Source organism: Bradyrhizobium manausense, from assembly GCF_018131105.1.
Lineage (GTDB): Bacteria > Pseudomonadota > Alphaproteobacteria > Rhizobiales > Xanthobacteraceae > Bradyrhizobium > Bradyrhizobium manausense_B.
This window is the reverse complement of the sequence record NZ_JAFCJI010000001.1, coordinates 436,830-454,420: the sequence shown is the minus strand read 5'-3', so window position 1 is coordinate 454,420 and position 17,591 is coordinate 436,830. Positions and strand designations below refer to the sequence as shown.

18 protein-coding genes are annotated in these 17,591 nt (G+C 65.0%); 12 read left to right on the top strand and 6 right to left on the bottom strand.

The genetic code is table 11. From position 1 onward, the window contains the following. Window positions 1-329 precede the first annotated feature (329 nt). Window positions 330-926, top strand: coding sequence for a hypothetical protein (locus JQ631_RS02180; RefSeq protein WP_212323582.1), 597 nt, complete (start codon window positions 330-332; stop codon window positions 924-926). Further along, on the top strand, window positions 923-1,186 hold the full coding sequence (locus JQ631_RS02175) for an HGGxSTG domain-containing protein (RefSeq protein WP_212323580.1): 264 nt from the start codon (window positions 923-925) through the stop codon (window positions 1,184-1,186). Before JQ631_RS02180 ends, JQ631_RS02175 begins: the two co-directional genes overlap by 4 nt. 6 nt (window positions 1,187-1,192) lie before the next feature. Here the strand turns inward: JQ631_RS02175 and JQ631_RS02170 are convergent, their stop codons facing one another. The 6 genes from JQ631_RS02170 to JQ631_RS02145 all read right to left on the bottom strand — a co-directional run bounded on the left by JQ631_RS02170 (window position 1,193) and on the right by JQ631_RS02145 (window position 6,619). Beyond that, the gene (locus JQ631_RS02170; RefSeq protein ID WP_212323578.1) at window positions 1,193-2,377 is read right to left on the bottom strand and encodes a serine hydrolase domain-containing protein; all 1,185 of its coding nucleotides are present in this window, start codon (window positions 2,375-2,377) and stop codon (window positions 1,193-1,195) included. 41 nt (window positions 2,378-2,418) lie between these two features. Continuing rightward, window positions 2,419-3,147, bottom strand: a complete 729-nt coding sequence (gene glnQ, locus JQ631_RS02165; RefSeq protein ID WP_283841747.1) for a glutamine ABC transporter ATP-binding protein GlnQ — start codon at window positions 3,145-3,147, stop codon at window positions 2,419-2,421. Beyond that, complete coding sequence (gene glnP, locus JQ631_RS02160; RefSeq protein WP_433995494.1) at window positions 3,144-3,854, bottom strand: glutamine ABC transporter permease GlnP; 711 nt, start codon at window positions 3,852-3,854, stop codon at window positions 3,144-3,146. Before glnP ends, glnQ begins: the two co-directional genes overlap by 4 nt. A gap of 21 nt (window positions 3,855-3,875) precedes the next feature. Next, window positions 3,876-4,628: a transporter substrate-binding domain-containing protein gene (locus JQ631_RS02155; RefSeq protein ID WP_212323575.1), complete on the bottom strand. Its 753-nt coding sequence runs from the start codon at window positions 4,626-4,628 to the stop codon at window positions 3,876-3,878. Window positions 4,629-4,647: 19 nt separating this feature from the next. Then, window positions 4,648-5,547, bottom strand: coding sequence for a PhzF family phenazine biosynthesis protein (locus tag JQ631_RS02150; protein ID WP_212323573.1), 900 nt, complete (start codon window positions 5,545-5,547; stop codon window positions 4,648-4,650). Window positions 5,548-5,791: 244 nt separating this feature from the next. Further along, window positions 5,792-6,619, bottom strand: coding sequence for a helix-turn-helix domain-containing protein (locus JQ631_RS02145; RefSeq protein WP_212323565.1), 828 nt, complete (start codon window positions 6,617-6,619; stop codon window positions 5,792-5,794). A gap of 259 nt (window positions 6,620-6,878) precedes the next feature. On the opposite strand from JQ631_RS02145, the gene JQ631_RS02140 reads away from it, so the two are divergent. From JQ631_RS02140 to JQ631_RS02095, 10 genes are all read left to right on the top strand, one after another. Next, window positions 6,879-7,235, top strand: coding sequence for a response regulator (locus tag JQ631_RS02140; protein ID WP_212323563.1), 357 nt, complete (start codon window positions 6,879-6,881; stop codon window positions 7,233-7,235). Between the two features lie 82 nt (window positions 7,236-7,317). Next, complete coding sequence (locus tag JQ631_RS02135) at window positions 7,318-7,602, top strand: cupin domain-containing protein (RefSeq protein ID WP_212323561.1); 285 nt, start codon at window positions 7,318-7,320, stop codon at window positions 7,600-7,602. Window positions 7,603-7,735: 133 nt separating this feature from the next. Beyond that, window positions 7,736-8,980: an MFS transporter gene (locus JQ631_RS02130; RefSeq protein WP_212323559.1), complete on the top strand. Its 1,245-nt coding sequence runs from the start codon at window positions 7,736-7,738 to the stop codon at window positions 8,978-8,980. Window positions 8,981-9,046: 66 nt separating this feature from the next. Then, a complete protein-coding gene (locus tag JQ631_RS02125) occupies window positions 9,047-10,252 on the top strand; it encodes a M20/M25/M40 family metallo-hydrolase (protein WP_212323557.1) in 1,206 nt (401 codons plus the stop codon). A 9-nt stretch (window positions 10,253-10,261) separates the two neighbouring features. Further along, a complete protein-coding gene (locus JQ631_RS02120) occupies window positions 10,262-11,101 on the top strand; it encodes an alpha/beta fold hydrolase (protein ID WP_212323555.1) in 840 nt (279 codons plus the stop codon). 80 nt (window positions 11,102-11,181) lie between these two features. Further along, window positions 11,182-12,270, top strand: coding sequence for a mandelate racemase/muconate lactonizing enzyme family protein (locus tag JQ631_RS02115; protein ID WP_212323553.1), 1,089 nt, complete (start codon window positions 11,182-11,184; stop codon window positions 12,268-12,270). Between the two features lie 100 nt (window positions 12,271-12,370). Then, window positions 12,371-13,519, top strand: coding sequence for an amidohydrolase (locus tag JQ631_RS02110; protein WP_212323551.1), 1,149 nt, complete (start codon window positions 12,371-12,373; stop codon window positions 13,517-13,519). A 69-nt stretch (window positions 13,520-13,588) separates the two neighbouring features. Beyond that, window positions 13,589-14,725 (top strand): caspase family protein, encoded by a 1,137-nt coding sequence (locus JQ631_RS02105; protein ID WP_212323549.1) that lies wholly within the window; start codon window positions 13,589-13,591, stop codon window positions 14,723-14,725. Window positions 14,726-14,959: 234 nt separating this feature from the next. After that, window positions 14,960-16,387, top strand: coding sequence for a sodium:solute symporter family protein (locus JQ631_RS02100; RefSeq protein ID WP_212323545.1), 1,428 nt, complete (start codon window positions 14,960-14,962; stop codon window positions 16,385-16,387). After that, window positions 16,384-17,589, top strand: a complete 1,206-nt coding sequence (locus JQ631_RS02095; RefSeq protein WP_212323544.1) for a sialidase family protein — start codon at window positions 16,384-16,386, stop codon at window positions 17,587-17,589. Before JQ631_RS02100 ends, JQ631_RS02095 begins: the two co-directional genes overlap by 4 nt. Window positions 17,590-17,591: the final 2 nt, after the last annotated feature.

Here is a 17,591-nt window from a genome sequence, read left to right as displayed (position 1 = left end):
TCCGCCTTGATGCTTGCGGTCGCGACCGCCGCAGCTGCAGACAAAAAACGCCAAAACAACCCCATGCACCGTAACCGGCCCTGTCAGAACCGGGGCTTGCACGACGCGACTGCGGAATTCCGGAAATTTCGTTTGACGCGTCGGGCAAAACAGGCGCATGATGGCATTATCGCATTTTCAGCCTGTGCCCGCGCCCGATCACGGTGCTCCGACCTGGCCACGCGAAAACGTCTCATCGACATCTGAAAAATCTCAACCGCCGCACGGCAGCGCATGATCGCTTCGCTCGCCGCGAGCCCTCGTGCCTGCGTCGGCCAAGGACACAACGCATGACGACATCCCTGGCGCCCAGCGAAACGCTACCCATCGCGGTCAACGATCGTGCCGCGATCATCGCAAGCCCAAAGGTCAAACTCCGCCGCCGGCGCATCGTGATCGACCATCCGGATCCTCACGCCGGCGAAAAGCTGCTGGCCGACGCGCTCGGCGCCGCCGACAGCGACGCGCTGCACGGCCTGTTGAGCCAGTTGGTGAAGGCGAGCGCTGTCGCGTGCAAGCCCGAGCAAGGCAATCTGTCCTTCATGGTCTCGATGCTGAAGAGCATCGCCCCGAAGGACTCGCTCGAGGCCATGCTGGCGGCGCAGATGGTGAGCATCCACGTCGCCTCGATGCGCTGCGCCTGCCGCCTCGCCTGCACCGACGACGTGCCGCAGCAGGAGAGCCTGACCCGCGCAGTGACGCGACTGTCGCGCACCTTCGCCGCCCAGATGGAGGCCCTGAATCGTCATCGCAGCAATGGCGCGTGTGCGATCACGGTGCAGAATTTGTCGGTCCAGGATGGCGGCAAGGCCGTGGTCGGCCATTTCACGCAGCACGCAAACTTGATAGCTACGCAGCCGGGTCTGGCAGATGCCATCCCCGCATGAGCCACACCCGCAACACCGGCTCGATGCAGGCAAGCCCGCGCTGCGGCGCCACGACACGCGGCGGCGCTCCCTGCCAGGCACCTTCCGTGCGCGGCAAGCGCCGCTGCCGTATGCACGGCGGGGCCCGGCGAACGGGGGCACCACGCGGAAACCGGAATGCGTGCAAGCACGGCCTGTTCTCGCAGGAAGGCATCGCCGAGCGAAAGCAGATTCGTGCCCTGCTGAAGGAGTCACGCGCCTTCCTTTCGACGCTGAAGTAAAAACCTTCAGACTATGCTTGCCAGCGCATCGAACAGCGCGAGATTGAGCCGCTTCATGTCGTTGCTGACGGGCACCGGTTGCGAGGAGAATTTTGCGATAACCATCTCGGCAGTGGGATCGACGTACAGCCATTGGCCGTGGATGCCCAGGGCGAAGAAGGCCTTGCTTGCTTCGCCGGTCTGATACCATTTGCTGCGGTAGCGGCCGTTCGGCAGCCACTCCACGGATTTGCTCTGTGCCCATGCTTCGGCCGAACCGTTGTTGACGGTGTCGGCAACCCAATCCTGTGAGAGAATGCGCCGCCCGTTGGCAATGCCGCCCAGCCGCATCATCTCGCCGACGCGGGCGAGATCGCGCGGCGTCATGCAGATGCCTCCGCCGGTTCGCGCCGACCCTGCCGCATCGACCGTGACATAGGCATCGCGCTTCGCGCCAAGGGGCTGCCAGAGCCTGGTGGTGACGAAGTCCGCGAACCGCTGGCCCGAGGCTCGCTCAATGACCAGGCCGAGCACGTCAGAATTCGGCGATGCGTAGCGGAACGGGCCGTTACCGTGCTCGTTGGCGCCCCTCCTCAGCGAGGACAGGAATGCCAACAGCGTATCCGGCGTGTCGCCCGCGACAGATGGCTCGAGCAGACCTGCGCGTCGATAGCGAGCGAAATCACCCCGGGGGTCGAGGTATGTTTCCTCGAAATCCAGGCTGATCTGCATGTCGAAAAGGTCGCGGATCCGCGCATCCGCATAAGCGGACGATTCCAGCTCCGGCACGTAGTGCGCCACGACCTGCTCGACATCGATCGCGCCGTCGCCCTGCAGGATGCCCGCCATAATTGCGGTCACCGATTTGCTGGCGGAGAACAGGATGTGCCGCGTCTCCAGATCGAAATTCGCGGCATGAAAGTCCGCAACGATACGGCCGGACTTCATGACGACCATCGCATCGGTCGAGGTCTTCGCCAGAATGTCGGCCATGATGGTCTTCACCCCATCGATGAAGAGGGTCTCGCGGGTCAGGCCTTCGGCGTTTACAAGCGCCTCTTCGACCAATCCCGCCGAAGCCGCAATCCGCGCGGTCGGGATGAGTTCGGAGACATGGCGGAAGGCCCAGACATTCCAGGGCGCATCGCGCCAATTGCCAAGACGGACGTCGCTGCGGCGAAAGCCGTAGTTCGCCTCAAACGCTGATGACATCAATCACAAAGCTCCGAAGTTCAAATGCCCGGCACGCGCCGTCAGTTCACATGTTGCAGGAAGTCGCGAAACCGCTCGCTCGGTGGCGCAGACAGCAAGTCGACCGGATTGCCGTCGTGGACGAGATGGCCCTTGTCGAGAAACAACAGCCGCGAACCGACGCGCCGCGCAAAGCTCATCTCATGGGTCACGACCACCATGGTCATCCCCTCCATGGCCAGCGTCTGCATGACCTTGAGGACCTCCTGCCGCAGCTCGGGGTCCAGCGCCGAAGTCGGCTCGTCGAACAGCATCAGTTTCGGTTCGACGGCGAGTGCACGCGCAATTGCCACGCGCTGCTGCTGGCCGCCGGAAAGCTGCGAGGGATAGTGGCTCATGCGCTCGGCAAGACCGACCTTCTCCAGCAAGGCTGCCGCGATCTCGCGGGCCTCGACCTTCGAGCGCCCCCGCGCGCGGATGGGACCAAACATCACGTTCTCCAGCGCGGTCAAATGCGGAAACAGGTTGAACTGCTGGAACACCATGCCGGCTTCGAGCCGGATGCGCCTGACATCGCGCGAAGGTCCCCGCACGCTGATATTGTCCACCCGAAGGTCGCCCTCGCTGATGGTTTCGAGCACGTTGATGCAGCGAAGCATGGTCGATTTGCCGGAGCCGGATGGACCGACCACGACCGCGACCTCGCCACTCCCGATGGCAAGGTCGAGCGGATGCAGCACGAGATGGCCGCCAAACCGCTTCGTGGCCTGCTTGAATTCGATCATGCTCATGGCAGGCGCGACTTCCGTTCGACAAAGCGGAGGCTGAAGGTGAGCACGCTGATCAGGATCAGGTAGATCAGCGCCACCGCGGTCCAGATCTCCACGGCGCGAAAGTTCTGCGACATGATCTCCTGGCCGCGACGTGTCAGCTCGCCGACGCCGATCACCAGGAAGATCGAGGTGTCCTTGACCACCGCGACGACCTGATTGCCCATGGCGGGAAGCGCGCGGCGGAACGCAATCGGCGCGATGACGTAGGCGAGAACCGTCCTGAAGCTCAGCCCCATGGCGAGCCCCGCCTCCCGCAAGCCCGAAGGCACGCTGTCGAGCGCGCCGCGCACGATCTCGGCCGTATAGGCCCCCGAATTCACGATCAGCGTGATGATCGCCGCGCTCGTCGCGCTCAGCCGAATGCCCAGCATGATCGGCAGCGCGAAATAAATGAACATCACCTGCACTACGATCGGCGTGCCGCGGATCAGGGCGACATAGGCCTGCGCCGGGGCCTGCAGCAACCAGCCGCCGTAGTTGAGCGCGACGGCAGTGAGGATACCGAGCACGGTGCCGCCGATGAGGCCGGCGACCGCGATGAAGATGGTGAGCTCTAGGCCTTGCAGCAGTTCCGGCAAAGCCGCGGTGGCTGCAGTCCAGTCGAAGTTCATGGGGCGGATCAGGTTGGAGGTCACAGGCGAATGAGCACCGCGATCGGCTCTCATTCGCCATCGATCGCGTGCGATTTACGCGGGCTCCGTGCCGAACCATTTCTCCCGAAGTGCCTTCAACCGCCCGTCGGCCTTCATGGCTGACAGCGTGACGTTCGCGGTCGCGACCAGCGGGCTGCCTTTCTGGAAGCCGATCCCGACTTCGCGACCTTCAAGCGCCGGGCGGATCACCCGGACTTTGCCCTTTCCGGCGTTGTTGGCGTAGTACATCAGCGCCGGCATGTCGTAGACGACCGCGTCCGTGCGACCGGCTTCGAGCGCCAGCAGGGCGTTGTTGATGCTCGGCAGCTGCGCGACCGTCGCGCCCTTGATGTGATCCTTGATGAATTCGACGGCGACCGTTCCGGTTTCGGTGCCGATGGTTTTCCCAGCGAGATCATCGGGCGTCCTGATCTCGGTATTCCCGGAACCCGTGATGGCGATCAGCCCGCTCAGATAATAGGGATCGGAGAAATCGATCACCTTCTGGCGTTCCGGCTTGATGAACAATTGCGAGACGATCGCGTCGATGTTGTGGGTCTGCAAGGCCGGGATCAGCGCACCAAATTCCATCGGCTGCACGCGCCATTTGCGATTGAGGCCTTTTGCTACCTCTGCCCAGACCTCGACATCGAAGCCGGAATAGTGATCGCCGTCCTTGAATGCGAAGGGTGGACTACCGACGTTGGAACCAACGATGAGTTCGGCCTCTTCGGCACGCAGCGAATACGACAGCGATATCGCGGGTGCTGCAATCAACCCAAGCTTGATAAAGTCTCGACGTTTCATCTCCGCCTCCACGGTTGGCTCACAGGATCTTGTCGCAATCGGTCGGCTGCACGATTCCACCGAGCCAGCAGCCATTGGCTCGCCCGCCTTCGAGATTGAAACGGACCGAGATTTCGGAGGGCCGCTTCATCGCGCGACCCTGACGGATTGTGATCCGGCGGGCCGATGGTTCGACGAGCCCGTTCTCCAGCAGGCCGAACGACAAGGCGGCCGCCGCGATGCCTGTCGCAGCATCTTCAGGGTAACCGGACGAGCGCGGGAACTGGCGGGCATCGACGATTTGTGCGTCACGGTCGGACACCGCGTAGGGATAAAGCCCGGTCGATCCGATCCGGGCGCAGAGCTGCTCGATCCCAGCGAAATCCGGCTTCAGGCTATCGAGGATCGAGACGCTCTTCAGCGGGATGAGGGTCTTCACCCGGCTGGTGCGCGCGTTCTGGATCGGAAGCGGCGCAAGGTCGCCGGCGTCGATACCGAGGATTTCGAGAATGTCGGCTTCGATTCCGGGCGCGTTCGGCAGCGATTCGACATAGCCTGCGGGCTGCGACACCTCGACCAGAGTGTCCTGTCCGGACTTTTCGACACGCGCCTCGACCCGGCCGCTTTTGGTCGAGATCGCGACATTGTCTCTGCGCAGCCTGGCAAGCCTTGCGAGGAGCCACACCGCGCCGACCGTCGCATGCCCGCACATCGACATTTCATGGTTGGGGACCCAGAAGCGAAATTCGAAATCGCACCCGGACCCTTGCGGCGGCGGCAGGACGAAGCCGCTTTCGTGGCCATAGGTTCGGGCCACGTTCTGCATCTCGGCATCCGACATGCCGGCCGCGTCGATGACGATCGGGGCGGGATTGCCGCCGCCAGGCCCCGCGGCAAACACGCTGACAAATCGAACGTCTCGTTCCCTTGTGGTCGTCACCTTGATCACGCAATCCCCGTTGCCTCATGCGCATTCGCACATCGCCCCGGTCGCCGACGCGCATGGCGCATCGACGCCGGACCAAAGATGATCAAGCGCGTGAGGGAGCCTTATCGAGATGCGAGAGGTTCGATGGTCGCAACGCCAGACCAGGTCCAGCAACACGGCCGCCCAAAACCGTCACGCAGAATTCACGAGATGGAGGGTATGACCGCGGCGCGACGGCTGCGCGGTCGGTCGGGCCCTAATTCTTGATCGAGCGGGCCACGCGCTTGCGGATCTCGCTCGGCGACTGCCCGTTTTCCCGGCGCATGGCGTGGGCGAGCGCCGCGCCGCTTTCGAAACCGACGCGGAAGGCGATTTCGCCGATCGGAAGGTCGGTCGTGTTCAGCAGTTCGCAGGCGGCCTCGAGCCGGACTTTCTGCTGGAATTCACCGATGGACGAGCCGGTCAGTTCGCGGAACAGCCGGGTCATGTGGCGCCGCGAGACGCCGAAGCGTTCCTCGAGCGTATCAAGCGGAACGGTCTGATCGACGTGCTGGGTGAGATAGTCCTTGAGGTCGTCGACCAGCGCCACCGCGTGCTCGCGATGCGAGGCGCCCGATACGGCCTCTCCGGCCATGACCTCGGCAATGCATTGAATGAGCAGGGCCGACGACAGGCCCTGGCGAACCCGGGCGTTGCCATAACCGCTGGCCTCGACCGGGCCTGAAAGCTCCTGCAACGCGCGCAGCCGGGAAGTCCGGCGAAACAGCGTCGTCGCCTGCGTGCGCCGCCGGAATTCCTTCAGGGAGCCGATCTCCTTGTCGAGCCTCTGCATGGCCGGATGCGTGACGTACATGGCGACGTGGCTGTGCGAACCGATGCCGGCCTGGGTCGCATGAGCCCGATCGGCCGGCACAACTGCAAACCGGTCCTGCGACAGCCAGGTGCCTTCGCGCCGGCTCTCATGCTTGAGCTCGATCGCTCCACGGCTTGGCAAGATGAACATCAGGCAATCATGCCAGTGCCACGGCATCGAGTAATCGTTGCCACCAACCACCGCGGCATGCTCGCTGTCAGCCGCGATCAACAGATCGGCATTGGCTGTCTGACAGAGCTTTTCGAAGGACCGCAGCATCGGGATACCCGGGTGTGACACTTTGATCTTAGCAGCCGTACTTGCAGCTGCGCAACCAACGCCGGCGGGCTTGCGAGCACCGCTGGCCCCTGCAGAGGGCCGACATTTCGAGCCGCTGTGCAACTCCAGCGAGAGCGGAACCCAGCGCACCACACCGGGAACGGAATCGTCACCTTCGAACTTAACATATGCTGGGAAGTGAGGTGCAATCATGGGTCATTCGAAACCGCATCGTCCCACCGCGCTCGTCGTCGAAGACGACGACATTCAGCGAGAGATGCTCTCGCTGATGTTAGAGGATCGGAACTTCGAGGTGCTGCAGTGTGAGGACGGTGAGACCGCCGCGCTGGCGCTCAAGATGAAACACCCGACATTGATGGTCACCGACATCAATCTGGTCGGGAAAATGGATGGCGTCGATCTCGCGCATTACGCGCAGCAGCAGAACGCCGACATGCGGATCATCGTGATATCAGGTCGTCCGCTACCCCGGCCGCTGCCGCCCGGTGCGCAGTTCTTCACCAAGCCGGTCTACCCGACGGCACTTCTGGCAGCGACGAAGCGGTAGGTTTGCTGCCGTAGCGCGAAGCCGTTATCCTCGACCCGTTCGGCCGTCCGCCATCGGCGCGGCCGCCCGGCGGGAGGGGTGCATGAACGAACGCGATTTCGAACAGCAGCTCAAGAACGACGGCTTTCAGGAGATCGAATACCAGAAGCTCGATCCCCGCCCGGGCAAGGGGCGGCACCGGCATCATTTCGAGGTCCGCGGGCTGGTGATATCAGGTACATTCGTCGTCAGACAGACCGGCGAGCCCATCAGCTACCGCGCGGGGCAGATCTTCTCCGTCGCCGAGGGCGAACTGCACGATGAATGGATCGAGGCCGACGGCGCGCATGTGCTGGTCGGCCGCAAGCATTCAAAGGCCGCGGCCTGACGCCACGTCACGCTGTGCTGCCACGGCTGGCGGGCCATGCGATAAGCAGCCCTCTCCCGCCATTGGCACGCCCTCCGCAATCATGTAACCCGGCCCAAACCCTTGTTAAATCCCTTGCCGGGACGGGACGCTGATGACTGCGGTTGCCACGGAAGAAGCGGGCGATGGCACCCGCGCGCTGATCTTTGCGCTGTTGGCGCTCGCCTGCGGGCACATGCTCTCGACCTTGCTGCGCACCATCCCGGCGGTCAGCCTCGATGTGATGGCGGCGGATTTCCACATCGAACCGCAGGCACTGGCGAGCCTCACCTCGGTCTATCCCTTCGCCTTTGCGGCTGCGCAGATCCCGGTCGGCGCCGCGATGGATCGCTTCGGTGTGCGGCCGGTGTCGCTCAGCCTGCTCGCGGGCACCGTGATCGGCGCGATCGCATCGGGTTTTGCGACGGGGCCTGCGAGCTTTGCCATCGGGCAGGTGCTGCTCGGCATCGCCACATCAGGCATGCTGATGTGCCCGATGACACTGGCGGCGAAGCAGCTGTCGGCGGCGCGGTTCGGACTGTGGTCGGGCGCGATCCTCTCGATCGGCAATATCGGCATGCTGCTGTCGTCCAGCCCGCTCGCCTTCGTGGTCGACCATTACGGCTGGCGCGCCGGGTTCTGGATTTCGGCGCTCGGTGGCGTGCTGGTGGCGCTTGCCGTGTTCCTGCTGGTGCCGAGCCAGCCGGCCGAGCACAAGGACGATTCCTCGCCGCTGTCGCAGATGATCGAGGTGCTCAGGCTCGGCTTCTCACGGCCTCTGCGCGGCCTGATCGCGCTGGCGCTGGTGTCGCTTGCGACCTCGCTGGTGCTGCGCGGGCTGTGGGGCGGGCCGTGGCTGATGGAGATCAAGGGATTGTCGCGGGTGGAGGCCGGCAACCAGCTCGGCGCCTTCACGCTGGCGATGATCGCAGGCCCCCTCTGCGTCGGCATGATCGACCGCAAGCTCAGCCGCCGCCGCGAACTGGTGGCGGGCACGCATATGGTCGGCGGCCTGCTGCTGGCGCTGATGGCACTCGGCGCGCCGCACTATCTGGTCTCGATGCTGTTCGGCGTGCCGGTGATGCCGCCGCTCTATGACCTGGTACTGTTCGTGCTCATCGGCCTTGCCACCTCAGCCCAGCCGCTGCTGTTCGGCATGTCGCGGCAGCTGGTCGACGCGCAGACCGCGGGCAAGGCGCTCGCGGCGATCAACCTGGCCTTCTTCCTCGGCGCGGCGCTGATGCAGTCGATCACCGGCGCTGTCGCCGCCTTCGCCGGGCTGCCGGCCGTGCTGCTGTTCATGGCGGCGGCGCTGCTGCTCGGCGCGATGACCTTCCTTGCATATACGCGGAGCGTCTGAGGCCCTTGCACAAGTGCGCGCCGCAGGGGATGCTGGCGCTCACATTGCAGCAAGGGAATGACGTTCATGCCTGTCGACACCAAAGCCGCCACCGACCGCCTCATGCGCTTCCTCGCCATCGAAGGCGTCACCGGACAGGAGGCGGCGATCGGGCGTGAGCTCACCGCCGCGCTGAAGGAGAGCGGCGTGCCCGACAAGGCGATCCGGCTCGACGACGCCAACACCCGCATTCCCGTGCCGACCGAGACCGGCAATCTCATCGTCGACCTCCCCGGCCGCGGCGCGCTGCACAACCAGCCGCGCATCATGTTCATGACCCACATGGATACCGTGCCGCTCTGCGCCGGCGCCAAGCCGAAAAAATCGGGCCGCAAGATCGTCAACGAGGCCAAGACCGCACTCGGCGGCGACAACCGCTGCGGCTGCGGCGTGCTGGTGACGCTGGCGGCCGAACTTGAAAAGCAGAAGCTCGACCACCCGCCGATCACGCTCTTGTTCTGCGTGCGCGAGGAGAGCGGGCTCTACGGCGCGCGCCACGTCAAGCTGGACGAGCTGGGATCACCGGTGATGGCGTTCAACTATGACGGCGGCTCGGCCTCCAATGTCGTGATCGGCGCGGTCGGCGCGGATCGCTGGACCGTCGAGATCATGGGCCGCGCCTCGCATGCCGGCGTCGCCCCGGAGCGCGGCATCTCCTCGACCATGATCATGGCGCTCGCGCTGGCCGACGTGAAGGCCGGCGGCTGGTTCGGCAAGGTGGTGAAGGGCAAGGGCGCGAGCGCGCGGCAGGGCACCAGCAATGTCGGCCCCGTCACCGGCGGCGAGGGCCGCCCCGCCGGGGATGCCACCAACGTGGTCACCGACTACGTGCATGTGCGCGGCGAAAGCCGCAGCCATGACGGAAAGTTCTTCAAGGAGATCACCAAGGCCTACAAGGCCGCGTTCGAGAAAGCGGCGAAGAAGGTGACGAATGCGCAGGGCAAGTCCGGCAAGGTCAAGTTCAAGGCCGAGACCGACTATTATCCGTTCCGCATGAAGGACAACCAACCCGTCATCAAGCGCGCGGTCGAAGCGGTGTCCGCGGTCGGCGGCACCCCGAACGTGCGCACCGCCAATGGCGGCCTCGACGCCAACTGGATGGTTCGCCACGGCGTTCCGACCGTGACCTTCGGCGCCGGCCAGAACGAGGCGCACACGATCGACGAGTGGATCAATCTCGACGAATACGACCGCGCCTGCGCGCTGGCCGTGCAGCTTGCGACGATGCGGTAAGCGGATCGCGTGAGCTCGGAGCGGTCGTTTGTCGCCGGTGACGGCACCGTCATTGGCTATCGGCAACTCGGCGCAGGCCCCGGGCTGGTGCTGCTTCATGGCGCGATGCAGAGCGCAGCGAGCTTCACCGACCTTGGCGCAGCGCTCGCCGACCGCTTCACCGTTCTCATCCCGGATCGTCGGGGACGAGGCCTGAGCGGACCGTTCCGGCCCGATCACTGCATGGCGACCGAGGTCGACGATCTCGGCCGGCTGCTCGCCGAGACGGGCGCGCGCGATGTGTTTGCCTTGAGCGCGGGCGCGGTGGTGGCCCTGCACACCGCGCTGGTCAATCCGGCGATCGCGCGCCTCGCTCTCTACGAGCCGCCGCTCGAATTCGGGGCCGTCCAGCCGCGCTATTGGGGTGCGCCCTATGAAGCGGCCCTGGCGAAGGGAGATCTGCCGGCGGCCTTTGTTGCCGTGCTCATGGGCACCGGCGACGACGAGGTGATGACGAAGCTCCCTGCCTCTCTCCTGCGATCGTTCTTCGCCATGATGATGCGGCTCCGCCCGAACGCGAGCGTGGGCACTGGGCCGCCTCTGGCGACGCTCATTCCGACGGTTCATTACGACATCGAGCTGATCGCCGAGACGGCCGGCGATCTCGCTCGCTTTTGCCGCTTGAGCACGACGACGCTGCTGCTTGGCGGCGACCGCAGCCAGGCCTATCTCACGGCTGCGCTCGATGCGCTCGTCGAGGTTCTGCCGAACGCGACGCGCGTTGAATTGAAAGGCGCCGGCCATATCGCGGCCGACAACGAGGGCGATCCGGCCCGTGTCGCCGCCGAGTTGCGCCGCTTCTTCGCGTGACGAATTGCTGCCTTGCACCGGCCGAGCTTGCCTGGCGGGATGCGTCGACCTAGCCTGCAAAGAAAACGCAGGGAGGCCGCATGCCGCGCATTTCAACCGTCGAATCCGCCCTCTACCGGATCCCCCTGCCCGTCACGCTGTCCGACTCCACCCATGGCAAGATCGCGGCATTCGAGCTGATCACCTGCCGGATCCGCGATGTCGATGGAGCCGAAGGTGTCGGTTACACCTACACTGTCGGGCGCAATGGCGGCGCTGTCGCCGACATCCTTGCCCGCGAGATTCCCGACATCATCGAGGGCCGCGAGGCCGACGATACGGAAGCGCTCTGGCACGACGTCTGGTGGGGGTTACATTATGGCGGCCGCGGTGGGCCGGCAGTGCTCGCGCTCTCCGCCTTTGATATCGCGCTGTGGGATCTGAAGGCCCGACGCGCCAAATTGCCGCTGTTCCGGCTGCTTGGCGGCTTTGATCACCACGTACCGTGCTATGCCGGCGGCATCGACCTCGATCTCTCGGTCGAGGCGCTCTTGAAGCAGACCGACGGCAATCTCGCGAAAGGCTTTCGCGCCATCAAGATGAAGGTCGGGCGGCCCGATCTCAAATCCGACGTCGCGCGCGTCGCGGCGATGCGACAGCATCTCGGCGACGGCTTTCCGCTGATGGCGGATGCCAACATGAAATGGACGGTCGAGGAAGCGATCCGCGCCGCGCGTGCCTTCGTGCCTCATGATCTGACCTGGCTGGAGGAGCCGATCATCCCCGACGATGTCGCGGGCCATGCCCGCATCATGCAGGCCGGCGGCGTGCCCATCGCGGCGGGTGAAAATCTCCGCTCGCTGTGGGAGTTCAAGAACTACATCGTATCAGGCGCGGTGTCCTATCCCGAGCCCGATGTCACCAATTGCGGCGGCGTCAGCGCCTTCATGAAGATCGCGCGGCTGGCGGAGGCCTTCAACCTGCCGGTCACCAGCCACGGCGCGCACGACATCACCGTGCATCTGCTCGCGGCCTGCCCGAACCGCTCCTACCTCGAGGCGCACGGCTTTGGGCTCGACAAATATATCGAGCACCCACTGGTGCTCGAGGACGGCCACGCGGTCGCGCCGAACCGGCCGGGTCATGGCATCGGCTTTGACTGGAAGGGGCTGGCGAAGCTTGCGGCGTAGGGACGCGTTGCTGCACGCGAGGCATTCCAGGGGGCTTGATGCAGGGCGCGGATAATCGGCTAGAGTGGCGGCAGTCGTCACCATTCGAGAGAGCCGCGCCTTGACCCCCGAACTGCACAAGAAACTGACCGCGTGGCGCCAGCATCTGCATGCCCACCCCGAGCTGTCCCTGCAGGAAAAGGCGACCGCCGCTTTCGTGCAGGAGCGGCTCACCGAGCTCGGCATTCCCTTTGTGTCAGGCATCGGCGGCCACGGCGTGGTCGCGACGCTGACGCGCGGATCGGCCGAGGGACGCGTCGGCTTGCGCGCCGACATGGACGCGCTGCCGATCACCGAGGATACCGGGCTTGCCTATGCCTCGAAAAACCCGGGCGTGATGCACGCCTGCGGCCATGACGGGCACACCGCCTCGCTGCTTGGCGCCGCCGCGCTGCTTGCCGCGGACACCGACTGGAGCGGCACCGTCGACTTCATCTTCCAGCCGGCCGAGGAAGGTTTTGGCGGCTCGCGCGCGATGGTCGCCGCCGGGCTGTTCGAGCGCTTCCCGATGGATCGCGTGTTCGGCTTCCACAACTGGCCGGGCCTCGAGGCCGGAACCATCGCGGTCCATGACGGCGTGGTGATGGCCTCCGGCGGACGCGTCACCATCACCATCGAGGGCCATGCGGGGCATGCCGGCATGCCGCATCTGACCCGCGATCCCGTGATGGCGGCGGGCCATCTGATCGTGGCGATGCAGGGAATCGTTTCGCGCAGCGTCGATCCGCTCGACACCGCCGTGCTCTCGCTGTGCACGATCGAGGGCGGCACCGCGTCGAACCAGGTCGCGGGCAAGGTCGTGATCCGCGGCACGCTGCGGCATCATCGCAACGACGTGAAGGACATCATCCTCGCGCGGATCGGCGAGGTCTGCGCCGGCATCGCCACCAGCTTCGACGTCAAGGTCACGCCCGATATCGTCATGGGCGTCGGCGTGACGACCAACGCGCCGGAGGAAGCCGGCTTCGCCCGCACGGCCGCGGACAAGGTGCATGCACCGGTGCGGCGCGACCTCGCACCCAGCATGGCGGGCGAGGATTTCGCGTTCTATCTCCAGAAGCGCCCGGGCGCGTTCGTCTGGATCGGCAACGGCCCCTTGCGCGACGGCGCCGAGCTGCACGGCCCACGCTACGATTTCAACGACGCGATCCTCCCGGTGGCATCGGGCTGGATGGCGGAAGTCGCCAAGACGGCGCTGTCGGCGAACTGAGGAAGGCCCCGTGGCTCCGCCCGACCGGTTGCGCTAGGATCAAGCCTCGTTCGAGCCAGCGAGTTCAGGATGAACCGGCGCGAATTCGTGTCAAGGTTGGCGGCGGCAACCGCGTTGGCGGGCGTGGCGCCCGCGGCTGTTGCTGCGGAAGGCCGGCGGGTCGCGCTCGTCATCGGCAACGGCGCCTACAGGAACGTGCCCGCGCTGCTCAACCCGCCGAACGACGCCAGCGACATCGCCGCGGCGCTGAAGCGGCTTGGCTTCACTGTCACGCTGGCGACCAACGCCGGCTTCGACGACATGCGCCGCGGCCTGATCGCATTGGGGCGCGACGCCGCCGGCGCCGACATGGCGGCGGTTTATTTCGCCGGCCATGGCATGGAGATCAATGGCGAGAACTGGCTGATTCCCGTTGATGCCGAGATGAAGCGGGACACCGACGCGGCGAACGAAGCCATCAATCTGCAAAGCGTGATGTTGCAGGTGTCCAACACAACGAGCCTTGGTCTCGTCATTCTCGACGCCTGCCGCAACAATCCGTTTGCCGCAAAGATGAAAAGATCGATCGCCACGCGTGCGGCCCCCGCGAACGGGCTCGGCCGCATCGAGCCCGTCGGCAACGTTCTCGTCGCCTATGCCGCACGCGACGGCACCACGGCGCTCGACGGCGACGCGCGCAACAGCCCGTTTGCAGCGGCCCTCCTGCGCAACATCGAGACGCCTGGCGTCGAGGTGACGTTCATGTTCCGCAATGTGCGCGACGACGTGATGGAGGCGACGCGCAACGAGCAGCAGCCATTTGTCTACGGTTCGCTGTCGCGCAAGGCGATCTATCTCGCCGGCCGGCCGACCGCCGGCGCCGAGGCCAGCCCGCTTCCGGCCGTCGTTTCCCCTGCTCCCGCGCAGACGCCAACGATCGATCCCGCGCTGGTCGGCACCTGGGAGATCATGATGCCGAGCGGCCGCGGGCAGTCGCGCTGGATCTGGCAGATCACGGGCGACGGCACCTACCGATTTCACGCCGAGCCGCAGCGCTCGGCGCGTCCACACGAAGGCACGATCACCGCCGCGAACGGCCGCTGGACCCTGCACGCGACCAGAGGCCTGTCGGGCTACAGCGACGGCGGCGCCTACGAAATCCACGATGCGCTGGCTGTCATCACAGGCAAGCTGGGCACCGGCGCCTGGAAACGCAGCGCCGAATAGATGCGCAAACGCAAGAAGATGCCGCCCCGCTAGAGCGCCGCGACCGCGGTCGCGTCATGACTCCACCCGCTCTCCGGACCCCGGATTTCCCCGGTGCCTCGACGCGCGCGCTTGACGCACCGCGTTCGGGCAGGTTTAATGGATTTAAAGAACAATTGTTCGCATTCCGAACATTTTGCCGGACATGAGCGGGCTCCAACACCGCGTCCCGCGCCACCAGAGGAAACGTCAGAGATGCAAGCCCTGCTCAACGGCGAAAGCACGCTCATCGTCACGATGATCGTGGCCTACATCGCCTTCACTTCCTGGCTCACACTGAAGCTGCGCAGCCGGACCAGCGATCAGTTCATGACCGCCTCGCGCGCGATGCCGGCCATCGTCGTCGGCGTGCTGATGATGTCCGAATTCGTCGGCGCCAAATCGACCGTCGGCACCGCGCAGGAAGCGTTTCAATCAGGCATGGCGGCGGGATGGGCCGTGCTCGGCGCCTCGATCGGCTTCCTGCTGTTCGGCCTCTTGATGGTGAAGAAGCTTTACAATTCCGGCGAATACACCATCTCGGCGGCGATCGCGCAGAAATACGGCAAGTCGACCATGCTCACCGTCTCCGTGATCATGATCTACGCGCTGCTGCTGGTGAATGTCGGCAATTACGTCAGCGGCGCCGCTGCGATCGCCACCGCGCTGCATGTCAGCATGCCCGTTGCGATGTGCATCATCGCCGCCGTCTCGACCTTCTACTACGTGTTCGGCGGATTGAAGGGCGTCGCCTGGGTGACGATCCTGCACAGCGCCTTCAAGGTCGTCGGCGTCATCATCATCTTCGCGGTCGCGATGTCGCTGACCGGCGGCATCGCGCCGATGCAGGCCAAGTTGCCGGCCTATTATTTCAGCTGGGACGGCAAGATCGGCTTTACGACCATCTTTGCCTGGACCTTCGGCACCGTCGGCGCGATCTTCTCGACCCAGTTCATCGTGCAGGCGGTCGCCTCGACGCCGAGCGCCAATGACGCCCGCAAGGCGACCTTTTATGCCGCCGCGTTCTGCCTGCCGCTCGGCTTCCTGCTCGCCCTGATCGGCGTCGCGGCGAAATTCCTCTACCCCGACATGAACAGCCTCTACGCGCTGCCGGTGTTCCTGGAGAAGATGCCGCCGCTGGCCTCGGCTTTCGTGACGACCTCACTGGTCGCCTCGATCTTCGTCAGCGTCTGCACGGTGGCGCTCGCGATCGCTTCGCTGGTGGTACGCGATTTCTACGTGCCCTATTGGCAGCCGACGCCGGAACGCGAATTGAAGATGACGCGCGTGTTCTCGATCGTGATCGCGATCGTGCCGCTGTTCTTCGTGTTCTTCATTCCGGAGATCCTGAAACTGTCGTTCTTCACGCGGGCGTTGCGTCTGTCGATCACGATGGTGGCGATGATGGGATTCTATCTGCCGCTGTTTGCCAGCAACCGCGGCGCTACCGCCGGCCTGATCGGCGCCGCCGTCTCGACCACGGTCTGGTACCTGCTCGGCAACCCCTTCGGCATCGACAACATGTACATCGCCGCCGCGACGCCGCTCGTCGTGATGGCGATCGAGCGCCTGGTAATGGGCCACGCGCCCGTCGCGACGCAGGCCGCGCAACCCAATGGCTTGGTGGAAAGGACCTCGACATGACCATCGTTACCGAGGTCGTGACCACCGAACGCGAGATCACGGCCGACGGCGCCGTTCGTGCGGCGACCGGCGACGCTGACAGGTTCGACGCCTTCATTCCCTCGCCTTGCGTGCAGAACCACGCCGCCAATTTGATGCCGCTCGCCAATGGCGATCTCGCCTGCGTCTGGTTCGGCGGCACGCAGGAGGGCATGTCCGACATCTCGGTGTATTTCTCGCGGCTGCCTCACGGCGCGACGCAATGGTCGGCTGCGGAAAAACTGTCTGACGATTCCGGCCGCTCGGAGCAGAACCCGGTGCTGTTCCCTGCCCCTGACGGCACGCTTTGGCTGATGTGGACGGCGCAGCTGGCGGGCAATCAGGATACCGCCATCATCCGCCGCCGCCTCTCGCGCGACAACGGCCAGAGCTGGGGTCCGATCGAGACGCTGTTTCCGGAGCACCGCGGCCGCGGCACCTTCATCCGCCAGCCGATCGTCGTGCTCGGCAATGGCGACTGGCTGCTGCCCGTGTTTTATTGCCACAGCACGCCGGGCCGGAAATGGAACGGCGACGAGGACACCAGCGCGGTAAAAATCTCGTCCGATGCCGGCCGGACCTGGCGCGACATCGACGTGCCGGACAGCCGCGGTTGCGTGCATATGAGCATCGTGCGCCTCGACGACGGTTCGCTGCTCGCGATGTATCGCAGCCGCTGGGCCGACAATATCTATCAGAGCCGGTCCACCGATCACGGCCGGACCTGGTCGGTGCCGGAACCGACTTCGCTCCCCAACAACAACTCCTCGATCCAGCTGACGCGGCTCGATAACGGCCACCTCGCGCTGGTCTTCAACGATTCCAGTGCCAGGGACGCGACCGGGCGCCGCCTCTCGCTCTATGACGAGATCGAGGACGACCTTCCGCCCGTGCTCTCCGGCGATGGCAGCAAAGCGGACGGCCGCGCCGCGTTCTGGGGCGCACCGCGGGCGCCGATGACGCTGGCGATCTCCGCCGATGGAGGACGCTCGTGGGCCAAGCGCGATGTCGAGACCGGCGACGGTTACTGCATGACCAATAATTCGCGCGACCAGACCAATCGCGAGCTGTCCTATCCCTCGGTCAAGCAGACCGCCGATGGTGCGATCCATATGGCCTTTACCTTCCATCGCCGCGCGATCAAATATGTCCGCGTGACCGAGCCCTGGGTGAAGCAGGATTGAGG